Raw genomic sequence first — 20,904 nt, forward strand, 5'->3', positions numbered from 1 at the left:
GCCCCACCAACCGCAGGGCATCCGGTCCGCATTGCGGGCCGGGGTCGGCCTCCGGCCGACCAGTGGCCTCCGCTGCGCTCCAGCCACTCAGGGCGCGCCCCAACTCCCGCACGGGCCAGGCGTGCCACGCTCCGCGCGGCCCACCCATCGGGGCTCACGCCACAAGTGGCAGCAACAGGGAGGGGTGGTGACGGGCGGTCGGGACGGGTGAGGGGTCGAACGCAGATCGGAGGGGGTGGATGGAGGCTCCGGGGTGTGTGCTTCAAAGATAGAAGCTAGCTTAAGACTGGAATGGTGCCCGGCCACCCCTGACCAGGAGAAAGGACGTTCGCGGAATGTTTCGAATATACATCAGGTGATTAACGAGAATACGCGCGGAATGATGGCCGGAGAAATGCCGGTAAACGCGAATGGGTGCGTGTGCGAGTGATTAGCCGAAATGGTCCGGGTGGCGTTCGGGTGCCGGTGGTGACGAAGGATGCGCAAGGTGGGCAGTGGTGAGGGGTGCCGTCGGTGGCGTGTGGCCGGCCCCCGGTGCGAGTGGTCGCCGGGGCGCGCCGACCCGCGCTGGCTGGCTCGCGCGCGCGTGCGCGTCTTACTGATAAAAGGGCACCGCGCGGAAATGTGGTCTGACCTGCGGGTTTGTGAGAGGCAATGTGTTGGCCCTGACACATTGACCAGCGGTTTTGTGCCTCCTCCGACACAGCAGCACCGCATTTGGTCCCGTAGAGAGGGACAAATTCCGTTCTGCCTGCTCAGGGCCACATTCGATCGTCACCGCGTCGAAGGCGGTGTGTCGGCGTCGACACCAGGGGGCCACGCCGACAGGGACAAAGGTCCCTCTGGGCGGGGACAATCTCGGCTAGGGTCTCGGGGATCACACGAGATCGAGCAGCAGGAGCCAGGGTGCCCGGGGACGCGAGTCGCTCCACCAGCAGAGGCCGGCGGTCCGTGGACCGCGGTGAGCCCGTGACGTCGCCGCTGGCGGACAGCTTCGCCAAGGCCCTGGACCGTACGCCGCCGAAGGCTGGTCGGCCGGTGCGGTCGGCGAAGGTTGACTACACGTACCGGGCGCCCCACGACGCCTGGGGCCGCAGCGGCTACAGCATGGTCAGCAACGCGTTCCTCTCCGACGTCCTGGCCGTGCTGATCGCCCGGTACGGGATGTCGCCCGTGCAGTCGGCGGTCCTGCTGTTCTGCATGGGCCGCCAGGTCGAGGGCCGCCTGAAGATCACGCACATCAAGGTCGCCAGGCACCTCGGAGTCGAGCGGGCGAACGTCACCCGGGCGCTGGGCAGTCTGGAGAACTGGCACATGCTCCAGCGCCGGACCAACTCGGTGATCGTGGTCAACCCGCTGATCTGCTTCAAGGGCAACGGCGACCTTCAGCAGGAGGCCCTGGAGCAGCTGCGCCAGGACGCCAGGGCCGCGCTGAGGAAGCACTTCCCGGAGATGCGGGAAGATGTGATGGCGCTGGAGAAGGCGGCGAGCGAGCGCTTCCCGGAGTTCACGGCCCCGGCCGCGCCGGCCCCGCGTACGCGGCAGCTGGCGTTCGGCGACAACGATGTGGAGGAGCAGGCATGCTGATCCAGGCCACCCTCGGGTTCGCGCAGCTGCACCACCTCGAGCTCTCCAAGGCCAACTACGACCTTCTGAGCGCGATGATGGAGGTCCAGCGCCCCGGCGGCGAGGTGAACGCCTCACAGGCCGAGCTGCGGGCGCGCGTGGGCCTCAGCAAGAACCGCACGTCCATCGCGATGAACCAGCTGGTCGAGCGAAACGTCGTGCTCCGGCCCGAGGGCCGGTACCGCAGCTACTTCATCCACCCGTACTTCGCCGGGTACGCCTCCCAGGAGGAGATGGAGGAAGCCCTGCGCGAGGCAACCGAGGCCATCCAGGCCGGCGCTCTGCCCGCCCCGGCGCTCCCCGCTCCGACCGCCCCGCAGCGTCACCTGGCCGCCGTGCCCACCCGCCGGACCGCGTAACCCGGCAGCCCCGAAGTCAGCGGCGCCGCATCCTCCCGAGGGGTGCGGCGCCGCTTCGCGTTGCGGGCGGGGTGTGTCAGATCGGTGCACACGGTTCCCGCGGGCGGGAAACGCGCAGGTCGGAGACCCGCAAAAAGAATCATGAGCGAACCTCTTCCCTGGGTGTATGAACTTCCATACAGTGTATTGAAGTTCATACACCTACGGGAGGACCCGCCGTGTTACTCGCCCTCGTCACCGCCGCCATCGCCGTCGTCGGCACGCTGCTCGGCTCGCTCATCAGCGGCCGCTTCCAGGAGCGGGCCGCCGAACGGTCCGTCCGCGTGAACCACGGCGAGACGATCCGGCGGGACCGACTGGAGGCCGTCACCGCGCTGGCCTGCGCCGTCAGCGACCACCGCCGCACCATGTGGGCGCGCGGCGACGCCGTCCTCAAGGGCTCCGGTGCTGAGCTGATCCAGTCGCTGCGCCGGGAGAGCCACCAGACCCGCTCCCAGGTCACCCGGCCGCTGGTCGCGATGCGCGTGCTGATCACGGACCCGGCCGTGCGCACCGCCGCCGACCACATGATCACGCTGACGTACGCGATCCGGGACCACTTCGGCAGCACTGAGGAGCTCACCGCCGCGCGGGAGGCCGCGATGGTCGTCCACGACCAGTTCGTGGACGTCGCCGCCCGCTACCTCGCCCAGCACGCCTGACCGCTCCACCGCCGTGCTCGCCGGGCGCCGGCCCCGAATGTCATCGCTCTCCGGCACGCACTCCACCGCCACCTTCCCCCGTCCACCGCGCACCTGATCGGAGTCCTCATGGAGCAGCAGCCGAAGGCCCTCGCCCGGATCAGCCACATCGAGACGGGGGTCGAACGGACCGCCACCACCGCCGTCGGCGAGAACCTGGCCGTGCTCGCCCCGGCCGCGGCCGCCGCGCTCAACCTGCTCGCCGACGCCGTCCGGCGCGGCGGCGCCGACCACGACGACATCGTCCAGGCCCTCAAGGCCGCCGGGGTCCACGAGGCGTTCGCCAGGGTCTTCGACGCCGCCTCCGAGCGCGTGATGGACGCGGCCGACGACCCGTACGACTTCGACGCGCGGCTGCACGCCGACAACCTCTCCGGGGCCGCGGGCGACGTCCGGCGCGCCTTCCAGTGCCTCTGAACCCCGCCCGCACCCCCTCACCGCCCCTGAGAGGACCTTCGATGCCCGCCGTGGCCATCACCTCGTTCGGCTACCTGCACGGCCCGCAGCCGGACGCCCGCGCCTGCTACGACCTGCGCCACCAGTTCCGCGACCCCCACCTGCGCCCGGAGCTGCGCTACCTCACCGCCCAGGACGCCGCCGTGCGCGAGGCGGTGATGTCCACCGACGGCGTCCCGGCGCTGGTGCACGCCATCGCCGCCACCGTGGACGCCTACCTCGCCGGGCCCCGCCAGGACGAGCCGCTGACCGTCGCGCTCGGATGCGCGGGCGGTCGCCATCGCGCTATTGACCGGGCCAAGGAGTCCTGACGTGAAGACCTGCATCTTCTGCGCCATCGCCGTTGGGGAGGCCCCGGCCGCCATCGTGCGCGAATGGCCCGACGCCGTCGCGGTCCGCCCGCGCAGCGGCGGCGTCCACCCGGGTCATGTCTTCGTCCTGCCGCGAGTTCACGTTGAGGACGCCGGCACCGACCCGGAGGTGACCGCCGCGGTGATGCGCCGGGCCGCCGAGCTGATGGCCGAGCACCCCGCCGCGAACCTGATCACATCCAAGGGGGAGGCAGCGACCCAGAGCGTCTACCACTTGCACGTCCACGTGGTGCCCAGGGAGATCGACGACGGCCTGCCGTTGCCCTGGACCCCGCAGCACGCCGCCCGCGCCGCACAGAACGGAACCAGCTCATGACCGTCGACCTCATCATGGCCCGCGAACCACTCCCCGCCGCGTCGTCCCCGTCCGTGTTCCTCGCCGGGCCCACACCGGACAAGAGCGCCCCCGTACCGTCCTGGCGGCCCGCCGCGGCGGCAGCCCTGGATGCGCTGTGGACCGGCGATCAGCCGCTTACCGTGCTGAGTCCCGAGTCCCGGAACGGCCAGCGCGCCGACCGGTACGAGACCCAGGTCGACTGGGAGACCGACGCCCGCGCGGCGGCGACGGCGATCCTGTTCTGGATTCCCCGCGACCTGCGAACCCTTCCGGGGATGACCACCAACGTGGAATTCGGCCTGGACGTCAGCAGCGGCCGGGCCGTGCTGGGCTGCCCGCCCGACTGCCCCAACCCGGAGCGGAACCGGTATCTGATCTACGTTGCCCGCCGTCACAGCGTGCCCGTCTGCGAGACCCTCCCCGACGCCGCAACCGCCGCTCTCTCCCTGGTCGGTGCCACGTGCGCCCGGTAGTCCGGAAAAGTTCCGCGACGGTGGCCGACGCGCTCGCCGCCGTCCTGTCCGGCGACACCGAGACCGCCGCCGCGTACCGGGTCGCCGACCTGGCCGAGCGCTACAAGGGGCGCGGCCTGGCCGTCGGCCTCCACCACCGCGACCTCGACAAGGACGTCGTCGACCGCTGAGCCCCACCCCGCCCCGCACCACCAGGAGGAGAGCCCGGTGACCACCGAGCCCGAGCACACCGACCCCGTCCCCGACCTCACCATCCCGCTGTCCGCCGCCGACGCCCGAGCGCTGGGCGACGACGTCGGCCAGCTCGCCATGCGGCTCGGTGCCGTCCTGCACGGCCTCGCGCAGCTGCGCGCCGGCGGGGCGAGCACCGACGACCTCGCGACCACCGTCCTGATGTCCCACGGCCTGATCAACCGGCTGGAGGGCATCCGGGACGCCGCCGTACGTCAGCACGCCGACGGAGGCGGCTCGTACGGCGACCTGGCGAACTCCATGAGCGTCACCCGGGCCACCGCCCAGTCCCGCCGCGACACCCTGCTGAAGAAGGACCCGAGCGAGATGGAGCGGTGGGCCACCGACGCCGACTGACCGCCGTGCAGCAGGCCCACGGGCCGGGCGCTGCACGACTCCGCTGCCCGCTGCACCGGCCCTGCTGCACGAGCAGCACCCGTGTGCCGCCCGGCCGCCGGCCTCGCCGTGCAGCACCTACCGCCCGCCGTGCAGCGGACACAGCAGCGCCCCGGACCGTCGTCCGGGGCGCTGCTGTGTCCGCTGCTCAGGCTTCGACGTACGCCACGATCGTGATCTGGCGAAGCGCGGTTACGTAGTAGATCACCCGGACCCCGTCGACGTCGTCGGCGTAGTCGCACAGCAGGGTGCCGGGCACCGGCGCGCCCAGCTCGGGGTTGACGCTGATCGCGACGATCGCCCGGTCCAGGCGGTGCGTCTCGGCCGCGGTCAGCTTCTCCAGCTGGCTCAGCGCGGGCTCCACCATGACGACCTGGGAGCGGCGCGGTGCGTGCTCAGGCGACACGAGGCTGCTCGCCGGCGAGACGCTCCAGGTGGGCATCGCGTGCTTCCTCCCACAGCACACCGGACTCCGCGGCCGGGTAGCCGTTCTCCGCGATGTCCTCGAGGACCGAGGCGAGGACATCGACCCGGGCCCGCTGGTCGGCCGCGTAGGCGCGGACGGACGCGGCGGCGTTCTCATCGAGGGGCTGGCGGTCGGGGGCGGGCGCGGGGGCCGGCTGCTGGCTCATCCGGGGCTCCTGGACGGGTTGCTGGCGTGTGTCCTCACGGTAGCGCCGGGGCGGGGCGCTCTGGGACGGTACGGACGAAACCCGGCACCGTCGGCCAGCCTAGGGCCCTGCCGCCTCGCGGGCCAGGACTACTGCGAGTAGAGGGTGGCTGGAAGGTTCCGAACAACGACGGAATCATCACCTACTCAGGTTGCTGGTGAGGAGCAGTTCCCTGAGCCCGCCAGTGGCCGAGCCATTCGCCAAGTTCCGCGGCGGTGTAGAGGTGTCCCAACCCATCTCTGCTGCGGGGAAGCGGGATGCCACGCCGCTGTGAGCGCAACAGGTACTGTCGCATCGTGGCTGGCTTCCAGGGCACCAGCCCAGCGTTGTAAGCCTCGGCGAGTGAGTAGACGGGTTCGCTCGAACCGGCGAGCGCTCCAGATTCAACATCGGAGAGGGCGAAAGGGGCGGCGCTGCCCTTGATTCCGAGCAGGTCCCAGATCGGACGGTCGCCCGCGATCCAATCCTCCAGCAGGAAGCGGTCGATGATCTTGAGCTTTTGAGACTTGGCGAAGCCATGGGCCCGCCTGCTGACTGCGCCGTTACTCACCAACACGACGACGTTGCCCTTGTGCACTGGTCGGCCGGTTCCGTTGAGGACCTGGAGCTCTTGAACCCCAACCAGCTTTCCGCCCAGTCCCTGCCTGCGATGCTTGCACTGAATGATCCAGAGCTGACCGGCAGGATCCGTCGCCACGACGTCTGCCCCGTTATCTCCTGCTCCACCGACTCTCCGCACATTGGTCGCGCCATCGCGGATCATGAGGTCGCGAACGAGGTACTCGAACTCTCGGTGGTCCAGCCCATCAACACGTGCCGGGGAGCAGCACGAACGTTGGCACTGGAAGACGGCGGGCTGCTGGCGTCTGTGATGTTTCGTTGCTAGCAGCCAACCAGCAGTTGTTGACGCTAAGAGCACGAGCGGCAGGAACCACAGGATGGCTGGTGGAACAGCGGAGACGGCATACATGCCGACACGGTCTCAGGTACCACTGACAATGTCCGCGCGCTCCCGGGGCCTGCACTTCATGGTGCTGTGGTCGCACAGCGCCTGGAGCTGGTCGGCCTCATCGGCGCCCAAGCCGCTTCCCGTGCGGCCAGGGTTCTCCGAGCGGCGGCGTGTAGTCGACGTGGACCCGGCCGTCAGCCGTCAGGTTCTCGTGCCGGGTACCGCAGCCGGTCACCTGTACCCACGTGGTCGACCGTGCTCACCGCACGCCGCCCCTCGCCCGCTTCCGCCAGTTCGGCGGGCGCTAGGACGCGCTCCAGCCAGGCGGCGAGCGCATCGGTGGCGGCCGTGTCGGCTTGGGCGAGGCGGCTGGCGAACTCCAGCTCGCCGTCGGCGGCTGCCGTGCGCGCGGCCGGGTCGGCGTGGTGGCCGGAGCGGTCGGCGAGGGCCTGTGCCAGCCAGCCGTCGACCGCCCGGTGGTACAGGAAGTCGCGGGCGGCCTCGTCTCCCGACCGGGTCTCCACGGTCCGGTCGAGTCGGCCGGCTCGGGCGAGCGCGGCAAGGTGGTCGGCGCGGGCGGCGAGCTGCTGCTCCTGGAGGCGCTGCTGCTCGGCTTCCTCGGCTCGCCGGTCGGCGGCGAGCTCGTCCTGGACGACGGCGTCGGTCTCCGGGTCGTAGACGCCGCCGGCGGTGACGAGCAGCTGCGTGATGCGCTCCCACTCAGTGACTTCGGCCGGGCCGCGTTCGTCGTCGGCCAGGTCCTCGCGGTCGCGGTCCATGTGCTGCTGAAGCCGGGCGTCCTCGAGCGCGGCCGAGGCCTCGGTGGCGGTCATCCCGGCGGCGCGGCGGCGCACCGAGCGGCGGCCGACCTTGGCTTGGTCGATCGGCCGGCGGGGTGCGGGCGTGCCGGGCGCCGGGAAGCGCCGGCGGCGGGATCGGGGAACAGGGGTGCTCACGCGAGCCTCCCAATCGTCGCGGAAACGGGTGATGGGAATTCCCGGCTGTCGGGCGGGAGCGCGGCAGCCGTAGACAGGTTTATAGCAGCCTCGAATTCCGGGTGGTCAGAAATCTATCGGGAGGTGTTCCACGTCCCGGAAATCTACGTGCAGGCCCGCTCGGGTCGTTCCGCCCTCGCGGAAATAGGACTCGGTGATGGCCTCAGCGAGCAGTGGTTGCAGCTCGTCATCCGTCGCGCCGCGCTCCTTCGCGTCCAGGATCCGGGCGGCGTGCGAGGGGGAGACGGCGCTGATGATGTCCCGCACCCGGGCGTTGTCGGAGGTGCCGTTCGCGGTGAAGCCGAACGTGGCCCGGCAGGTGATGACGAGCCCGCCGGAGGTGGCCGCACGCTGTCTCCTCTGTGCTCTGACCTGGGGTTGCCACTGGTCTTCGGTCTCCTGCGTCAGGGCCTCTTGGAGTCGCTTGTGGGGCTTCGTGGAGGCGCCGGCGAGGTAGCGGTGCACCGTACTGCGGGAGACGCCCAGACGCTCGGCCTAGGCCTTCGCCGAGCCCTTGGTGCGCGTGTGCAGGAATTTCATCTGGGCTTTCGCGGATTTCGGCGCGGGGCGGGTGAACAGAGCCTGCTCGGCCCGCGCGAGCGCGGCGCGGATCTTGCCGGGGCGCGGGGCCGGCGGCGGTGTGGCGTCGTCCATGCCGCCTACGAGACGCCGGTCCGCCTGTGGACAGAGACCGGTGATCTCCCCCCGCGCGGGTGACGGCGCTCCGGGCGGGCTGCCTACCGTGGGGGGTATGACGACGACTCCCCCGGACGGCCCGCCGGTGCCGGTGCGGGTGGTCCTGCCGGACGGCCAGGAGCTCACCGCCCGCCTGTGGGCCAGGCGCGAGACGCCGCGCGGCTGGCTGTACGAGGTGGGGCTGCCCGCGTACCGCAACACCGAAAACGGCGACGTCCAGGCCGCTGAGTACCGGGTGTGGGTGCGCGCCCCCGAGCACGTCCGGCCGGTCGACGGCGTCGCCTACGACACCGTGCCCACCGAGCGCCTGCCGCCGCCGTCATCGGTGCGCCAGGCGCTGGGGCCCCGCCGGCCCTCGGGCTGGGTGCTGCAGAAGGCCGGCGGCCGCGGGCCCGGCCGCGCCGTGCTGCACGCCGTCGACTGCGAGGAGGCCCCGCAGGGCGCGCCGCTGCTGCCCCTGGAGCGGGCGCTAGACGTCGCGGAGCAGCCCGGCACCCGGCTGTGCTCGCTGTGCGGCGCGGCGCAGGAGCTGGACCCCGTGCTGCGCGGCTTCGACCACATCGACGGCGGCTGACCTTCAACCCTTGCGGGTGACGGCGCCCTGGTCGGCGTGGAGATTGGGGGCTCTGCGTTCCCGGTGGCCGTACGAGGTGAGGGGGATCAGCCAAGGTGCGGGAGGGAGTGTTTCGTAGCTGCGGGCCGAGCTGTGGATGCTGGTCGGGGTCGCCGTTCTGTTGTAACTGGGGCGGCTGACCCGGGTCGGGTATCGGGCTGGACACCGGCTGTCCGCAGGCGACACGGGGTGGTGGGCACCGGAGATGCTGCTGCCGACTGCCGTGGTGTTTCTGCGTTGTAGCGGGCGGGACCTGGTAGAAGTCACGGTGGCGCGCTCTGGATCGCTTTTGCTGGAGCGGTGGGTGCTGGCGGCCTTGGTGGCCGCCCAGAACGCGACATGGCCGGGGTGGGCGAGCAGGCGGTGGTGTCGGCCAGTCGCAGCGCACCACAACGACGTGTCCTTCGATAGGGTTTTGCGGTCCTGCCGATCGTCGGGCGGCGCCGACAACGGGCCAGCACTACCGCATACGAAGTTCGCGGTGGCCGCCCGGATTGGGGGCGGCCACCGCGGTGATGCGGGTTACTTCTCACGTACAGGAGGGCGAAGGAATTCCGTTCCGGTCACCCGGCTCGCGGTCAGTTCCGCTTTTGACCCCGTTTCCGCACCACGAAGAAGATGATGAGGAAGAAGAGAACGGCGTCGATTCCTCCCACATATGCAGGCCAGGTAGATCCGCTTCCCGCAGCCAGGGAGACTGTGTCGATGGCAACCGAGGCACGGGATCCTTTCTCGCCGCCGTGGTCGCTGAGCACTTCGATACCCACGTCGACCGCGCTCAGCTATTTCGGCAGTCCTCATCCGTAGATTCCCATGGAATAGAGAAGACCGCCCACAGCCAGAAGACTGCCGACCAGCCTGAAGATGATGCGGTTATAGGTGTCGAAAGCCCTTCCCGTTTTCGCCCCGGTCTGGCGCTGGGCGAATAAAGGACCCACAAAGAAGAAGAAGATACCGAAGAGGCACATGAAAATGCCTACTAGGATGCGCATTCACTTTTCCCTTCGATTTATCAGGAAAAGCCGGGTGGCTCGCGCCGAAGGGCGCGGGCCACCCGGCCTCCGGAACTAACGGTCAGCGGCGACGGCTTCTCATCAGGAGGAAGACGATGATGGCGCCGAAGAGAATCACCATGCCCATCGCCAGATAGGGACTCCATGAGGGGCCCTTAGGCTTCGCCAAGTAGTAGGATGCGGCGGCCTGCATGGTGGAAACCATGATGAATTCCCTTCGATTCATTGCCAGTCAGAAGGTGTACTTGGCGTTAACCGAGCACTTTCCGGTACTGCCGCCCGATTCGAAGCCGGCATCGCCTTGCGTATTTCCGGTGATACTGGCTGCCCCTGCGCCGCAGGACCACTCTCCGGTCCAGCCGCTGCTCACGTCACCGCTTGAGCCGCCAATCCCGGCGCTAGCACCGGGAGTTCCGGCACCAAACGTGACAAACCATGCTTCTTTACCGCTATTGTCCTCTTCCTTTCCTCCCCCGACGCAAAGGTAGTAGCAAACCTCTCCATGGAAATCAGCCGAGAAGCTGAACAATCCGTTGGGGTCGATGCGGTTGACGGGGTCGCCTTCGGCGTAGAGGTAGGGGTTTTGTTCCTGGCCGGAGGGGTCGGGCTGGGTGAAGCGGCCGATGTTGGCGTCGTAGTAGCGGTTTTGGAGGTGGTAGAGGCCGGTGGGGTCCTGGTAGTTGCCGGCGAAGCGGTAGGGCTGGGCGACCGGCTCGGACGACTGGGCGAGGAGGCGGACGCCGCGGGGGCTGTAGGTGTAGGTGTCGACCTTGTTGCCGTCCACGTCGACCAGGCCGATCACGGAGCCGATCGCGTCGGTGAGGTAGTAGTAGCTCTTGCCCCCGGTCGTCATGGAGTTCAGCGTGCCCCCGGGCTCGCGGTTGAAGCCCATGTCCACGGCGCCGGTCGTCTTCGCGGACAGGCCGAGCGGGCCGTTGTGGAAGAGGGTGTCGCCGAGCCTGATGCGCTCGCTCTGGTCGGTGGAGCCGTACTGCCCCACGTACGTCTTGGCGTTGACGGTGATGGACGACATCTGGGAGTGGTCGGTCCAGGTCTCGTTGGTGCGCAGGTAGTCGTCGGTGGAGGAGCCGGCGCTCTCGTTGCCGATCGGGTCGTAGGACCAGGGGCCGGTGGAGCTGGACTTGCTGGTGAGCTGCTGGGCGTCGTTGTAGGTGTAGGTGGTGGTGCGGGGGCAACTGGGGTCGGTGCCCTGGGAGGTGAGGTTGCCGGCCAGGTCGTAGCAGTACTGCCAGGAGTCGGTGACGGCGCCGTCCTTGACCTCGCTGGCGTAGGAGAAGCGTCCTGCGCCGTCGTAGGTGTAGGTGCGCTTGCGGCCGGTGACGTTGTCCGTCATGGTGCGCATCTTGCTGCCGTCGGTGGCGTTGTTGGTGCCGTAGCCGTAGGTGTAGTCAAGGTTCACCAGGGTGCCCTGGGCGGAGGTCACCTTGATGTTCCTGGGCCGGCTGGAGTTGTCCGGGTCGACCTTCTGCACGGTGCCGCCGGGGTAGGTGGTCGTGGTGCGGACGTCGTTGTTGTTGTACTTGTACGTCGTCGTCGCGCCCCGCGGGTCCTTGAGCTCGGTGAGCCTGTTGACCTCGTTCCAGGTGTAGTCGACCTTTCCGGCCGGGTCCTGGTAGTAGTCGACGTTGCCCGCCGGGGTGTAGACGAGCAGGGTCTGGGAGCCGTCCTGGAGGTGGCGGACCGTCTCGCGCTGGAGCGGGTCGAACTCGTAGGAGACGGTGCCGGTGGCGTCGGTGCGCTGGGAGAGGTTGCCGTCGCCGTCGTACCAGTACTGCACCCGGGCCTTGTTGGTGGTGTCGACGATGCGGATCCGGTCGCGGTTGTCGTAGGTGTAGGTGACGGTCACGCCGCGGGCGTCGGTGACGGTCCTGGTGCGGCCGAGGTCGTCGTAGGTGTACGTCGTCTTGCCCAGGGGCGCCGGGGCCTTGGCCCAGTCGAGGTTGCCCTTGGCGTCATAGTGGAAGTCGGTCTGCACCGTCTTCGACGACGTCATCTTCGTCTTCTGGTCGCAGCGCTGGCCCTCGAAGCCGCCGCAGGTGGGGGTGGCGGGGTTGTAGTCGTAGGAGACGTTGCCGCCGCCGGTGCCGGTCTGGGCGACCGTCTTGGTGTTGCCGACGGTGTCGTAGGTGAAGGCCGTCTTCTCACCGTCCGCGTTGGTGGAGTCCTTCGGCACGTCCCCGCCGGCAATGGTCTGCCAGCTGTTGACCGTCTTGCCGCCGGTCGGCAGGGCGACGGTCTCCAGGTTGTTGCGGGAGTTGAAGCCGTAGTCGACCACGTTGCCGGGGGTGGTGCCGGCGCCCATGGCGTCGGTGGCGGTGTCGATGTTGTGGTTGGCGTCGAACTTCGTGGACCGCTTGTGGGTGAGCGCGTCCGTCACGTCGGTGACCTGGCCGTCCCCGTCGTGCGCGTACTGCGTGGCGTGCAGTTCGGGGTCGGTGGCGGTGGTCTTGCCCGCCGCGGTGGCCGAGTCGCTGGTGTAGGAGTACGTCCAGGTCGGGCCCGTGCTGCCGGAGGCGTTGAAGCCGGTTGCGCGCAGCATCGAGGTGATCCGGTTGACGTCGTCGTAGAAGAAGACGGTGACCCGGCCCTCGGCGGTGGTGATCTTGCTGATGCGGCCGGAGGTGTCGTAGCCGAAGGTGGTCGTCTTGCCTTCGGTGTCGGTGGTGGTCGTCAGGTTGCCGTCGGCGTCCAGGCCGTAGGCAGCGGTGCGGCCGGTGTTGTCCTTGGCCTGCCACAGGGTGGCGCTGACCTTTTTCAGGTCGATCCAGCGGCCGGAGCGGGTCTCGGTGAGTTTGTAGCCGCCGCCGGTGTTCTGGGTGACGGTGACGCTGCCGTGGTTGCGGTCGGTGACCTTCGTCAGCGTTCCGCCCGCGTCGTAGGTCTCCTTCGAGCCCGACTTCCACTTCGTGAGGGTGTAGGTGCCGTCGGAGTTCTTCTTCAGGTCCTGCGAGTAGCCCTTGGGGGTGGTGAAGGAGCCGTCGCTGTTCTTCTTGAAGCGGACCGTCGCGCCGGAGGCGTCGTAGAAGATCACCTCGCTGCTGGAGACGGACAGGTAGCGCTCGTACTGCTGCCACCAGCGCTGCGAGACGCGGCCGAAGGGAGCGTCCAACGAGTTGTAGGTGCGGGCCAGTTGCAGGCGCTGGCCGACGCCGGCGATGTCGAAGTCCGTCGCCGTCAGCATCAGGTTGCCGGTCGAGTAGTCGATCTTCGCGGTCAGCGCGTCCGTGATGGCGAAGCTGGTGTAGCGGTGCCAGGGCACGTTGCCCTGCCCCTCCGGCACCAGGTTCAGCACCGAGGCGCCCGCAGCGACACCGGCCTTTGCCGCCTTGCCCGACGCGGCGTTCTCGGCGTGCGCACGCTGCTGGCGCAGCCACGGCACGTACACCTCGTCCGTCGGGTTCTTCGACGGCTCGGACTTCACCGGCCGGTTCGCGCCCACCTTCACCGCCGGCATCGCGAAGTGGGGGCTGTTCTTGCCCCATGCGGAGACGGGCTTGCCGTCGGCCGCGGTCGCGCTCGCGGCCGGCAGGACGGCCGCGGCCAGCGCCGTCGTCACCACCGCCGCTGTCGTCGCGGCCGATCCCGATCGTTTCCGGGCACGTCGAAGAGACGTGCCGAAGGCACGCATATGCATGCTTCCCCCCACAGGAAGTCAAACCCCGGCAACCCCAGCGGTAACCGGGCCCGCACACGTTGTCACAGGATTCGCACAAAGATCCGCCCCGTTCCCACCGAATCCGTTCACATACGGGCCAGAATCCGCCCCTCCCCTTCAGGGGGCAAATACGCGGAAAACGGAAGCAGGTTCGCGCTGCAGAACCTCGTCAAGGGGAAAGGGCACTTTGCGAGTTCTAAAGCAAACGGCCGAAAGTCGACGCGTGACGAGGACCGCCTGCTCCAGCCGCCCCAGCAAGGCATCGGCGCGCAGTTCCACCGCCACGCCGCGCAGACCGCCGCGCCGGAGCCACCTACGCAGACCTCGGGCAGGCCATGAGGATGAGCCAGCAGGCGGCACGCAAGCGGTGACCGGACATTGCAGAAGGCCGGCGGCGCCGTGCTCCACGCCGTCGACTGCACCGAGGCCCCGAAGAACGCTCCGCTGCTGCCCCCGGAGCGGGCGCTGGACGTCGCGGAACAGCCCGGCACCCGCCTGTGCTCCCTGTGCGGCCCGGCGCAGGAGCTGAATCCCGTGCTGCGCGGCTTCGACCACGTCGACGGCGGCTGATCTCCACCCGGGTGTACATGGGCTAAGGGACCCGATGGGAGAGCGGGGAGAAGGTACCGGGCGCGAGGCGCCCGGCACCGAGAGGTGGGTCAGCTTCACGGCGACAGGGTTGTGCACTTGGGGCACCCGCGCCCTTGCATCACGGACGAGAGGCGGAACCGGCCGATCAGACCGCAGCGCATGCACTGCGCAGTCCAGGGTGCGGTGCCAGAACGGGGGAAGGGCTCGGCCGGGTGGAGACCAGCGTTCAGCATGATGCTGGTGGCCCGGCGTCGGCCTATCCACCTGCGCCATATTCTGCGCTCTTCGCTGCCGGCCGTCTTCTTGGCCGCCGACTCCTCCTTCTCCTTGGCCTTCACCCGCTGATACGCCTGGATCCAGATGGGGAACTGACGCTCCTTGACCCTGCAGGCGTACAAGTACGCTCGCAGCTGCTCAACGCCGCTGGGCAACTGCTGACGGTGAGATATTCGGTACGCAGCGCTCCGGGACAGAAACGCGTACCGCTTTCGCTTCTCGTCTGCCTCCCGCGCAGCTTGGACCCGGTCTTGCAACTGCTGCATGGAAGGGCGGTTGTTCTCTTCCCAGACCCTGGCCAGCGCCCTGCCGAGCTCGTCTCGTGTGCTCACCATGCGCGGGTGAGGAGCTTGGGTCAGGGAGCGCCGCTGCCGTCCGGGGGCCCGGGTGGCCTTCTCGTACAGCCGTTTCGCTTCCTCGGGGGCGAGACCAAGCTTGTCGACGTACCCGTCCACGAGGGACTTCTTGGGTGCGACAGCTCCGGCTTCGGCCCGCTGAACGGTGGAGGTCGACTTCCCGATGACGTCGGCCGCCTGAGCTTGAGTGAGCCCCAGCACGGCACGGCTGCGGCGCAGGGCGCAGGCCAACTGGCCCACGGCGTTGTCGGTGTCCGGCACCTTCTTGAGGCGCCGGACCTTCCGAACGGTACTCATGGCGCGGTGTCAGATCGGAGTGGCCCGCACCTCAACCAACGCCGGGCGCAACAACGCGGTCAGCCTGCCGGTCGTGCAGGCTCGTGCTACGGCTGCGCCGACCAGGGCGGCGCAGCCGACGACGAAGACGGCGGTGGCCGACTTCATCCCCGTGAGGACGAGCACGGTCACGAAGAGGACCACGACCGTGATGATGGCGGCCTCAGGACCGCTTGGCCGTGGCCTCGGTTCGACGAGGGTGTTCAGCATGACTAGCTCCTACGTGAAGGTCGGTTCCAACCAGGTTGTGCCGCTGGGCGGTTGGCTCGCCGGTCGCGGTAACGGAAATGCTGCCACCCCATGACCATGCGTCACGACCAGATCAAGGCTTTTTATTCATGTGCATCCCACTCTCGACTCCGCTGCACAACAGGCATATGCGAGGGCACCGAGGTAGATCATTGGCCAGAGCGCAAGCACGCTGTGTAATGAACGAGGCGTCGACCAGGGTGGCCACGGAGTCGTGCACCAGTGCCAATTCGGCGGAACGCCGCAACCGCGTAGATGATCATGTAAACACCCAGACGTAAACCAGTTTGGGTTGCCCTCCACGCCCCGGCACTGGGACGCTTTTTCTAAGCCCCTGCGCCGCGTAGTTCCAACCAGGTTGATCAGGGACACTGTGCGGGCCCTGGTTGGCTCCGGGCCCGCAGCAACGAGCCGGCAGCACCCGCTGTCGGCTCGTCCGCGTTTTCCGGCCCGGCGCCGGCGGCACCGGGCTCGGCCGACCGGGTGGACACGGCATCGGCAACGGAAGCGTGCTGGTTGTGCGTCAGGTGCGCAACGGACCGGACGCCGGGGCCGGTGCGCGATCAGCCTGCGGGCATGAACAAGTTGATCGAGCTGCTGAACAGCTCGCTCGTCTCCGGGGCGGTCATCGCCGTTCTGGCGGCGTGGCTGACCAACCGCGCCCGCAACCACCAGGAGCAGCAGGCTGAGATCGGGGCCCTGCGGGTACAGGCGGATGCGCTGACGGTGGCGGTGATGGAGTTGCAGGGCGCGGTCGCCGCCAACCGGCTGCTGTGGGAGGGGCCGGCTGAGCGGGGCCGGACGTTCGTGCTGGCCGTGGTCGCCTTCGCCGGTGGGGCCGCCCGTGCCCGGGTCGCCGGCGGAACGGACGTGCAGAGCGGGCTCGTGGGCTTCGGGCGCGCGGCCGAGCTGCTGAGCCGGGAGCGGGTGGCGAGCAAGCAGACCGTAGCCGCCGTGCGCGAGCCGCTCACCCGGGCCGCCACCGCCGCCGCCCCGCTCGTGCGCTGCTCCGACCCGGCCGTCGTCACGACCACCGAGCAGCTGCTGAACGCCCTGTCCGACGTGGAGGACACCGCGCGCCTGGAGGCCGCCCTGGAGGCGTTCGGCCGGGCCGTCAACACGGCCACCGCACCGCGACTGTCCTGGCGGGCACGTCGGCGCACCGTCTCGTCCGGATGATGCCGCCCGCAGTGCGGGTCCGCAGCTGGCTGCGGGCCCGCGGACGGGTCAGTACCGCGTCTCCCACCACAGGATCAGCAGTGTCACGGTGCCGCTGCCCAGCTTGTAGGCGGCGCCGTGCAGGAAGTGGTGATGGACACCGTGTCCACGGCCCCCACTCCATTTCCGCAGGTGAGTGCTGATGGACGAGCGCCATCTGTCCACACGGCGTGGGTGCTTCGGATCTGAATTCGCGCTAGGCTCGGTCATGCGGTTCCTTGCGTTAGCGTGCGTTTAGGGACACCGCGAGAGGAGCCCTCCCAACTCAGAGGCCTGAGAAACCCGTTGGGGCGCAGGGCTCCTTTCACGTTCTGCGGAGTCTATCGGCGAGAAGCTGATCAGTGTAGTTGCGCATGCGGGGATACGCGCACCAGACAACACTCTGCCTACACTCTGCCTACCTTCTCGCGCACCAGCGACACATCCAGAACGGGAAACCCGCAGCTCACACGCGTTGATGTGAACCTGGTCACCATCAAGAGGTGCAGGGGCATTCGCCGGTCTTCTCTCCTGCGGAAAACGCAGGAAGGGTCTTCTCTCCTGCGGAAAACGCAGGGAAATACAGGCTTCAATGCGCTCCAAGCTAATCCATCTCATCGCATCGCGATGAGATGAGATGCAATGGATTACAAGGGGTTACGGCAGGAGTACCGGGCTTGAGGCCGCCTCGGGAGCCGAGGCCTCGCGGTCTGCTCCCCGTAGGAATGTGAAACGCCTCGTCCCCGGCAGCTTCAATGCCGGGGACGAGGCGCTTGTGCAGGAGCCGGCCTACAGCTCGATCTGGATGTGCTCCACGTCGGTGAACTCCACGCCCAGGCCGTGCGCGCGGGAGTTGTTGGCGCGGAAGTACATCCGGGCGAGGCCGTCGGCGGCGATCTGCCGGAGCTGGTCCTCGTTCGCGCCCTGGTCCCGGGCGGTGAACAGCTGGTCCGCGTACTCGGGCGGCAGCGCCTGGGTGATGTCGCGGATCCGGGCGTCGTCGGTGGTGCCCGGCGCCGCGGTGAACCCGAACCGCGCGCGCGTGGAGACGACCAGGCCGCCGGTGGAGGCCGCCTTCTTCCGCGCCTTCGCCCGCACCTGTGGCTGCCACCGCTTCTTGACCTCGCCCTCCAGGCGGCCTCGGAGGTCCTGGCGGGGCCGCCTGAGCTTGCCCGAGACGTACCGCTCCACCGTGCGCTGGGAGATCCCGAGCGCCTGTGCTGCGGCCTTGGTGCCCTTGAGCTGCCTGACCAGGTACTTCATCTGCGCCTGGGCGCTCTGCGGGATGCGGCGGGTGAACGCCCCCTCCAGCGCGCGGTCCAGGCTGTCCCCGAGTGAGTCGACCATGACCTGCTACTCCCCTTCTCCGGCCGTCGGGTCAGCGGTCTTGATGAGGTTGGCGATGTTGAAGACCTCGCCGCGCTCCTCGAACAGCTGCTCCGCCCACAGGACGGTCTGCGTGCCCTGGTGCTTGACCATCCCGGGCGAGACTCCGAGCCGGAACGTGCCGGGCGCTGGCTTGCCCTCGGGCGTGAGCGGCAGGACGTCCAGCGGGGACGATCCGGGCGAGGGGTAGGCGATGGCGTCGGTGCCGATCGCGACCGGGTAGAGGTCGGCGGCGGCCGCCGTCTTCATCAGCTTGCGGTGCAGGCCCACCCGCTGGCTGGCCAGCACGGCGGCCCGGATGTCGGGGCGCCAGTTCACCCGGTCCAGCGCCGGGTACGGCTCGTAGTACGGCACCTGCCCCCGGGAGCGCTGGCGCAGCTTGCCGATCGCGCCCTTCGCCGTGGCCTTGATCGCGGTCTCCAGCAGGGCCATCGTCGGGTCGGCCTTCTTGCGCCGCGCCATCGCCTCGAGGAACTCCTGGCCCTGGAGGTCGGTGGTGACGCCCATGTCGGCCATCGTCGCCACGTAGGCGTCGCGCAGCCGCTTGTACCAGGAGTCGAGGTAGCGGCCGGTCTGGGTGCGCACGTACGCCTCGATCGGCGCGACGTCGAAGCCGAGCTCCACCGCGTAGGCGACGGTGGGCGTGGCGTACCAGGCCGGGCCCTCGGGGCGGTCGCCCTTCGGCGTGAACGGGGACGGCAGCCGGGAGCCGTCGACGGTGCGGCCGTTGACCCGCACGCGGGACAGGTCGACATGGGAGAGGTCGACCAGCCACGAGCCGGGCAGCGCCGCGTCGAACTGCGGGTTGCCGGTCAGGTGGGTCGGCCCGTTCAGCCCGACCGTGAGCCCGTTCGCGGCCGCGGCGAACGACATGTTGAGGTCGACGACGACCAGGTACGGGTTGGCGCACTCCTCATCGGTCAGCGGCCGGCACCAGTCGTACGGCTCCTCCATCAGCATCTCTGCCGGGGTGCGCAGGTGGTGCCGGGCGAACTGGCCCTTGAGGACCGGGTGTTCGTCGGGGACCTCGCACGGCACCACCGGGTAGAGCTGGGTGAGCGCGTCCTCGTTGTACGCCCGCTCGAACTCGCCGGTCGCCGGGTTCTTCTCCGCTCGCGTGGGCGGGCGCAGCGCGGTCATGAGCTCCAAGCCGGTCGTCGCGGTGGAGCCACGCGGCGTCATCACCCGGGCCGCGTACAGGCCGAGGTACTGGACCAGGTCGGCCGGGTGCATCGTCAGCAGCAGCTCCGGGTCGTCCTTGCGCCCCCACTCGCGGACGTCCAGGGCGTGCCAGGGCAAGACGCACAGCTGGACACAGCGCCGCCGGGAGCCTTGGGGGTCGCGGTAGAGACGGGCCCACGGGCCAAAACCCCGCTGGGTCATCTGGAGGCCCGCGCGCTCGATCTGCTTGACCACCTTGTGGCCAGCCGGGATGCGACCCGCGTGCCGTTCCTCCTCCGAGAGGGCGACCGGCAGGCCGTAGCGCTCCATCGCGGCTGCGGTGAGGACGAGGATCGGGTCGGCGTCGCGGCCGTTGCGGTGCAGGCGGGCCTGCCCGAGGCGGCCTTCGGTCAGCGTCCAGTCGACCAGGGCCGGGATCGTCTTGGCGGGCACGTCCAGGACCAGGCCGCCGATGCAGTACGCCGACACCTGCCCGTCCTCGCAGTCGATGACCGCGAGCGGTCCGTTCTCGAAGCGCGGGTCGAGGTCGGCGGTCACGGCCGCCGTGGTCTTCTTCGCCACCGCCTTCTTCGCACCCGGGCGCCGCGACGACGCGGCGGGCTTCGCGGCGGGCGCCGGGCGTACGGCAGCAGCCGGGGCCGGGGGCGCCGGCGCTTCGGCCGCCGGGGCGGGAACGGGCGCGGGACCGGTGAACGACTCCGGGACCGACGGCGCCGGGGGCGCGGCGGGCTCGTCGGCGGCCGGGGCGGGGAAGCGGGCGGCGAGGCCCTCCAGCAGCCGGGCGTACGCGGCGCGCTTCGGCGGCCGCGGCTCGGTCTTGCCGGTCTCCCAGTTCCCCACCGCCTCCCGGCGGGCGTCCAGCGCCGTGGCGATCTGCGCCTGGCTCAGGCCCGCCGCCTCACGCAGACGCTTGCGCTCCGCAGGGGACGGCAGGTCGTCCTGCGCGACTTGCTCCAGCAGCGCATCGACGGCGCTGAACAGCTCGTTCTCAGTGGACACAGAGGTCACCTCCAATAGACACCCTACCCGATCGCGCTCTGATTCGCACATTGGATCGCGCATGAATCGCACATTGGCCAGGAGTGCACCACGCGGATCGGCAAGCCGTGCAACAGCGGCGGTGACGGATGCGGCGGTCACGCCGTCTGCCCCAGCTCGGCAGGGCCCGGCGCCTGCCCGGCACGCTCACGGCGAGCACGGCGCAGCGCGGCGAGCCGGGTCCGCTCGGACTCCTGGCGGCGCTGAGCGCGCGCCGCCTCGATCGGGGCCGGCTGCTCGTCCGACTCGCCGGTCTCCGGGAAGGCTCGGGCGCTGAGCGCGCGCATTGCCGCGGTCTGCCGCTCCACCGCGTCCGCGATGGCGGGGTCCACGCGGCGCGGCGGTGCCACCTCCTGGTGCGCGGCGAGCGCGCGGCGGTAGCCGTCCGAGGTGGTCTCCCGGGTACGCGGCGGCCCGGCGGGCGCGGCCGCGGGCTCCGGTCCGGCGTCGGCCGGCTCGTGCGTCGCCACCGTGCCAGGCGCGAGGATCTTCAGGGCGCGTACCACCGTGTGGCCGGCCGACTCGTTGGCGGCGGCGATGACGCGGGCCTGCTCCAGGCGGGTCTTCGTCGCCCAGGCCGTCGACTCCGGGGACATGTGAGCCGCCCGGAGTCGGCGTCGTAGCCGACCGCGGCGACGCGCCCGGCCAGCTCCGCCTGGCTGCCGTGTGGAGGGCCGCCGGCATCACCCCA

At 69.5% G+C, this 20,904-nt stretch carries 26 protein-coding genes and 1 pseudogene; 12 read left to right on the forward strand and 15 right to left on the reverse strand.

The features are described from left to right. Positions 1-969: 969 nt before the first annotated feature. The 9 genes from ABZ858_RS34980 to ABZ858_RS35020 all read left to right on the forward strand — a co-directional run bounded on the left by ABZ858_RS34980 (position 970) and on the right by ABZ858_RS35020 (position 4,950). Positions 970-1,587 (forward strand): replication/maintenance protein RepL, encoded by a 618-nt coding sequence (locus ABZ858_RS34980; protein WP_361388262.1) that lies wholly within the window; start codon positions 970-972, stop codon positions 1,585-1,587. Further along, positions 1,581-1,985, forward strand: a complete 405-nt coding sequence (locus ABZ858_RS34985; RefSeq protein ID WP_361388265.1) for a hypothetical protein — start codon at positions 1,581-1,583, stop codon at positions 1,983-1,985. Before ABZ858_RS34980 ends, ABZ858_RS34985 begins: the two co-directional genes overlap by 7 nt. A gap of 218 nt (positions 1,986-2,203) precedes the next feature. Then, positions 2,204-2,686 (forward strand): hypothetical protein, encoded by a 483-nt coding sequence (locus ABZ858_RS34990; RefSeq protein WP_361388268.1) that lies wholly within the window; start codon positions 2,204-2,206, stop codon positions 2,684-2,686. 108 nt (positions 2,687-2,794) lie between these two features. After that, a complete protein-coding gene (locus tag ABZ858_RS34995; protein ID WP_361388271.1) occupies positions 2,795-3,142 on the forward strand; it encodes a hypothetical protein in 348 nt (115 codons plus the stop codon). A gap of 41 nt (positions 3,143-3,183) precedes the next feature. Continuing rightward, positions 3,184-3,492 (forward strand): RNase adapter RapZ, encoded by a 309-nt coding sequence (locus ABZ858_RS35000; protein ID WP_361388274.1) that lies wholly within the window; start codon positions 3,184-3,186, stop codon positions 3,490-3,492. A 1-nt stretch (position 3,493) separates the two neighbouring features. Then, positions 3,494-3,868 carry an HIT domain-containing protein gene (locus ABZ858_RS35005; RefSeq protein ID WP_361388277.1) on the forward strand — a complete coding sequence of 125 codons (375 nt, stop codon included), beginning with the start codon at positions 3,494-3,496 and terminating at the stop codon, positions 3,866-3,868. After that, positions 3,865-4,362: a nucleoside 2-deoxyribosyltransferase domain-containing protein gene (locus ABZ858_RS35010; protein ID WP_361388280.1), complete on the forward strand. Its 498-nt coding sequence runs from the start codon at positions 3,865-3,867 to the stop codon at positions 4,360-4,362. Before ABZ858_RS35005 ends, ABZ858_RS35010 begins: the two co-directional genes overlap by 4 nt. A 20-nt stretch (positions 4,363-4,382) precedes the next feature. Then, on the forward strand, positions 4,383-4,532 hold the full coding sequence (locus ABZ858_RS35015) for a hypothetical protein (RefSeq protein ID WP_361388283.1): 150 nt from the start codon (positions 4,383-4,385) through the stop codon (positions 4,530-4,532). Between the two features lie 37 nt (positions 4,533-4,569). Then, the gene (locus ABZ858_RS35020) at positions 4,570-4,950 is read left to right on the forward strand and encodes a hypothetical protein (RefSeq protein ID WP_361388286.1); all 381 of its coding nucleotides are present in this window, start codon (positions 4,570-4,572) and stop codon (positions 4,948-4,950) included. Positions 4,951-5,137: 187 nt separating this feature from the next. On the opposite strand, the gene ABZ858_RS35025 is transcribed toward ABZ858_RS35020, so the two are convergent. The 6 genes from ABZ858_RS35025 to ABZ858_RS35050 form a co-directional block, all read right to left on the reverse strand. Further along, the gene (locus ABZ858_RS35025) at positions 5,138-5,431 is read right to left on the reverse strand and encodes a hypothetical protein (RefSeq protein ID WP_361388289.1); all 294 of its coding nucleotides are present in this window, start codon (positions 5,429-5,431) and stop codon (positions 5,138-5,140) included. Continuing rightward, positions 5,385-5,621, reverse strand: a complete 237-nt coding sequence (locus ABZ858_RS35030) for a hypothetical protein (RefSeq protein WP_361388292.1) — start codon at positions 5,619-5,621, stop codon at positions 5,385-5,387. The genes ABZ858_RS35025 and ABZ858_RS35030 overlap by 47 nt, the downstream gene beginning before the upstream one ends. Before the next feature lie 181 nt (positions 5,622-5,802). Further along, on the reverse strand, positions 5,803-6,630 hold the full coding sequence (locus tag ABZ858_RS35035; RefSeq protein WP_361388295.1) for a restriction endonuclease: 828 nt from the start codon (positions 6,628-6,630) through the stop codon (positions 5,803-5,805). A gap of 173 nt (positions 6,631-6,803) precedes the next feature. Further along, positions 6,804-7,565 (reverse strand): hypothetical protein, encoded by a 762-nt coding sequence (locus tag ABZ858_RS35040; protein WP_361388298.1) that lies wholly within the window; start codon positions 7,563-7,565, stop codon positions 6,804-6,806. Positions 7,566-7,670: 105 nt separating this feature from the next. Further along, the gene (locus ABZ858_RS35045; protein ID WP_361388301.1) at positions 7,671-8,069 is read right to left on the reverse strand and encodes a hypothetical protein; all 399 of its coding nucleotides are present in this window, start codon (positions 8,067-8,069) and stop codon (positions 7,671-7,673) included. A gap of 30 nt (positions 8,070-8,099) precedes the next feature. After that, positions 8,100-8,258 (reverse strand): hypothetical protein, encoded by a 159-nt coding sequence (locus ABZ858_RS35050; protein ID WP_361388304.1) that lies wholly within the window; start codon positions 8,256-8,258, stop codon positions 8,100-8,102. 97 nt (positions 8,259-8,355) lie between these two features. On the opposite strand from ABZ858_RS35050, the gene ABZ858_RS35055 reads away from it, so the two are divergent. After that, the gene (locus ABZ858_RS35055; RefSeq protein ID WP_361388307.1) at positions 8,356-8,874 is read left to right on the forward strand and encodes a DUF6233 domain-containing protein; all 519 of its coding nucleotides are present in this window, start codon (positions 8,356-8,358) and stop codon (positions 8,872-8,874) included. Between the two features lie 836 nt (positions 8,875-9,710). Here the strand turns inward: ABZ858_RS35055 and ABZ858_RS35060 are convergent. The 3 genes from ABZ858_RS35060 to ABZ858_RS35070 form a co-directional block, all read right to left on the reverse strand. Further along, on the reverse strand, positions 9,711-9,905 hold the full coding sequence (locus ABZ858_RS35060; RefSeq protein WP_361388310.1) for a hypothetical protein: 195 nt from the start codon (positions 9,903-9,905) through the stop codon (positions 9,711-9,713). Positions 9,906-9,987: 82 nt separating this feature from the next. Continuing rightward, entirely contained in the window at positions 9,988-10,131 is a 144-nt protein-coding gene (locus ABZ858_RS35065; protein ID WP_361388313.1) for a hypothetical protein, read from the reverse strand. Between the two features lie 27 nt (positions 10,132-10,158). Then, entirely contained in the window at positions 10,159-13,401 is a 3,243-nt protein-coding gene (locus ABZ858_RS35070) for an RHS repeat-associated core domain-containing protein (protein ID WP_361388498.1), read from the reverse strand. Positions 13,402-13,998: 597 nt separating this feature from the next. Between ABZ858_RS35070 and ABZ858_RS35075 the strand changes: the two are divergent. Further along, positions 13,999-14,172: pseudogene (locus ABZ858_RS35075) on the forward strand (DUF6233 domain-containing protein); the annotation flags it as partial. Between the two features lie 95 nt (positions 14,173-14,267). Here ABZ858_RS35075 and ABZ858_RS35080 read toward each other — a convergent pair. Beyond that, positions 14,268-15,122, reverse strand: a complete 855-nt coding sequence (locus tag ABZ858_RS35080) for a helix-turn-helix transcriptional regulator (RefSeq protein ID WP_361388316.1) — start codon at positions 15,120-15,122, stop codon at positions 14,268-14,270. Between the two features lie 9 nt (positions 15,123-15,131). After that, positions 15,132-15,371, reverse strand: coding sequence for a hypothetical protein (locus ABZ858_RS35085; protein WP_361388319.1), 240 nt, complete (start codon positions 15,369-15,371; stop codon positions 15,132-15,134). Positions 15,372-15,986: 615 nt separating this feature from the next. On the opposite strand from ABZ858_RS35085, the gene ABZ858_RS35090 reads away from it, so the two are divergent. After that, positions 15,987-16,589, forward strand: a complete 603-nt coding sequence (locus tag ABZ858_RS35090) for a hypothetical protein (protein ID WP_361388322.1) — start codon at positions 15,987-15,989, stop codon at positions 16,587-16,589. Between the two features lie 48 nt (positions 16,590-16,637). On the opposite strand, the gene ABZ858_RS35095 is transcribed toward ABZ858_RS35090, so the two are convergent. The 4 genes from ABZ858_RS35095 to ABZ858_RS35110 all read right to left on the reverse strand — a co-directional run bounded on the left by ABZ858_RS35095 (position 16,638) and on the right by ABZ858_RS35110 (position 20,809). Continuing rightward, positions 16,638-16,793, reverse strand: a complete 156-nt coding sequence (locus tag ABZ858_RS35095; protein ID WP_361388325.1) for a hypothetical protein — start codon at positions 16,791-16,793, stop codon at positions 16,638-16,640. A 603-nt stretch (positions 16,794-17,396) separates the two neighbouring features. Beyond that, positions 17,397-17,954 (reverse strand): XRE family transcriptional regulator, encoded by a 558-nt coding sequence (locus tag ABZ858_RS35100; protein ID WP_361388328.1) that lies wholly within the window; start codon positions 17,952-17,954, stop codon positions 17,397-17,399. A 6-nt stretch (positions 17,955-17,960) separates the two neighbouring features. After that, positions 17,961-20,174 carry a helix-turn-helix transcriptional regulator gene (locus tag ABZ858_RS35105; protein WP_361388331.1) on the reverse strand — a complete coding sequence of 738 codons (2,214 nt, stop codon included), beginning with the start codon at positions 20,172-20,174 and terminating at the stop codon, positions 17,961-17,963. Positions 20,175-20,311: 137 nt separating this feature from the next. Next, positions 20,312-20,809 carry a DUF721 domain-containing protein gene (locus ABZ858_RS35110; protein WP_361388334.1) on the reverse strand — a complete coding sequence of 166 codons (498 nt, stop codon included), beginning with the start codon at positions 20,807-20,809 and terminating at the stop codon, positions 20,312-20,314. Between the last annotated feature and the right edge of the window lie 95 nt (positions 20,810-20,904).

It is taken from the genome of Streptomyces sp. NPDC047017, from assembly GCF_040644175.1.
In the GTDB taxonomy this organism is placed as follows: domain Bacteria; phylum Actinomycetota; class Actinomycetes; order Streptomycetales; family Streptomycetaceae; genus Streptomyces.

Bases quoted from the DNA above. Each gene is read 5' to 3' on its own strand.
- ABZ858_RS34985 (WP_361388265.1), top strand. From the start codon at position 1,581: ATGCTGATCCAGGCCACCCTCGGGTTCGCGCAGCTGCACCACCTCGAG.
- ABZ858_RS34995 (WP_361388271.1), top strand. From the start codon at position 2,795: ATGGAGCAGCAGCCGAAGGCCCTCGCCCGGATCAGCCACATCGAGACG.
- ABZ858_RS35000 (WP_361388274.1), top strand. From the start codon at position 3,184: ATGCCCGCCGTGGCCATCACCTCGTTCGGCTACCTGCACGGCCCGCAG.
- ABZ858_RS35010 (WP_361388280.1), top strand. From the start codon at position 3,865: ATGACCGTCGACCTCATCATGGCCCGCGAACCACTCCCCGCCGCGTCG.
- ABZ858_RS35025 (WP_361388289.1), bottom strand. From the start codon at position 5,431: ATGCCCACCTGGAGCGTCTCGCCGGCGAGCAGCCTCGTGTCGCCTGAG.
- ABZ858_RS35030 (WP_361388292.1), bottom strand. From the start codon at position 5,621: ATGAGCCAGCAGCCGGCCCCCGCGCCCGCCCCCGACCGCCAGCCCCTC.
- ABZ858_RS35035 (WP_361388295.1), bottom strand. From the start codon at position 6,630: ATGTATGCCGTCTCCGCTGTTCCACCAGCCATCCTGTGGTTCCTGCCG.
- ABZ858_RS35050 (WP_361388304.1), bottom strand. From the start codon at position 8,258: ATGGACGACGCCACACCGCCGCCGGCCCCGCGCCCCGGCAAGATCCGC.
- ABZ858_RS35055 (WP_361388307.1), top strand. From the start codon at position 8,356: ATGACGACGACTCCCCCGGACGGCCCGCCGGTGCCGGTGCGGGTGGTC.
- ABZ858_RS35060 (WP_361388310.1), bottom strand. From the start codon at position 9,905: ATGCGCATCCTAGTAGGCATTTTCATGTGCCTCTTCGGTATCTTCTTC.
- ABZ858_RS35065 (WP_361388313.1), bottom strand. From the start codon at position 10,131: ATGGTTTCCACCATGCAGGCCGCCGCATCCTACTACTTGGCGAAGCCT.
- ABZ858_RS35070 (WP_361388498.1), bottom strand. From the start codon at position 13,401: ATGCCGGCGGTGAAGGTGGGCGCGAACCGGCCGGTGAAGTCCGAGCCG.
- ABZ858_RS35080 (WP_361388316.1), bottom strand. From the start codon at position 15,122: ATGAGTACCGTTCGGAAGGTCCGGCGCCTCAAGAAGGTGCCGGACACC.
- ABZ858_RS35085 (WP_361388319.1), bottom strand. From the start codon at position 15,371: ATGCTGAACACCCTCGTCGAACCGAGGCCACGGCCAAGCGGTCCTGAG.
- ABZ858_RS35090 (WP_361388322.1), top strand. From the start codon at position 15,987: ATGAACAAGTTGATCGAGCTGCTGAACAGCTCGCTCGTCTCCGGGGCG.
- ABZ858_RS35100 (WP_361388328.1), bottom strand. From the start codon at position 17,954: ATGGTCGACTCACTCGGGGACAGCCTGGACCGCGCGCTGGAGGGGGCG.
- ABZ858_RS35110 (WP_361388334.1), bottom strand. From the start codon at position 20,809: ATGTCCCCGGAGTCGACGGCCTGGGCGACGAAGACCCGCCTGGAGCAG.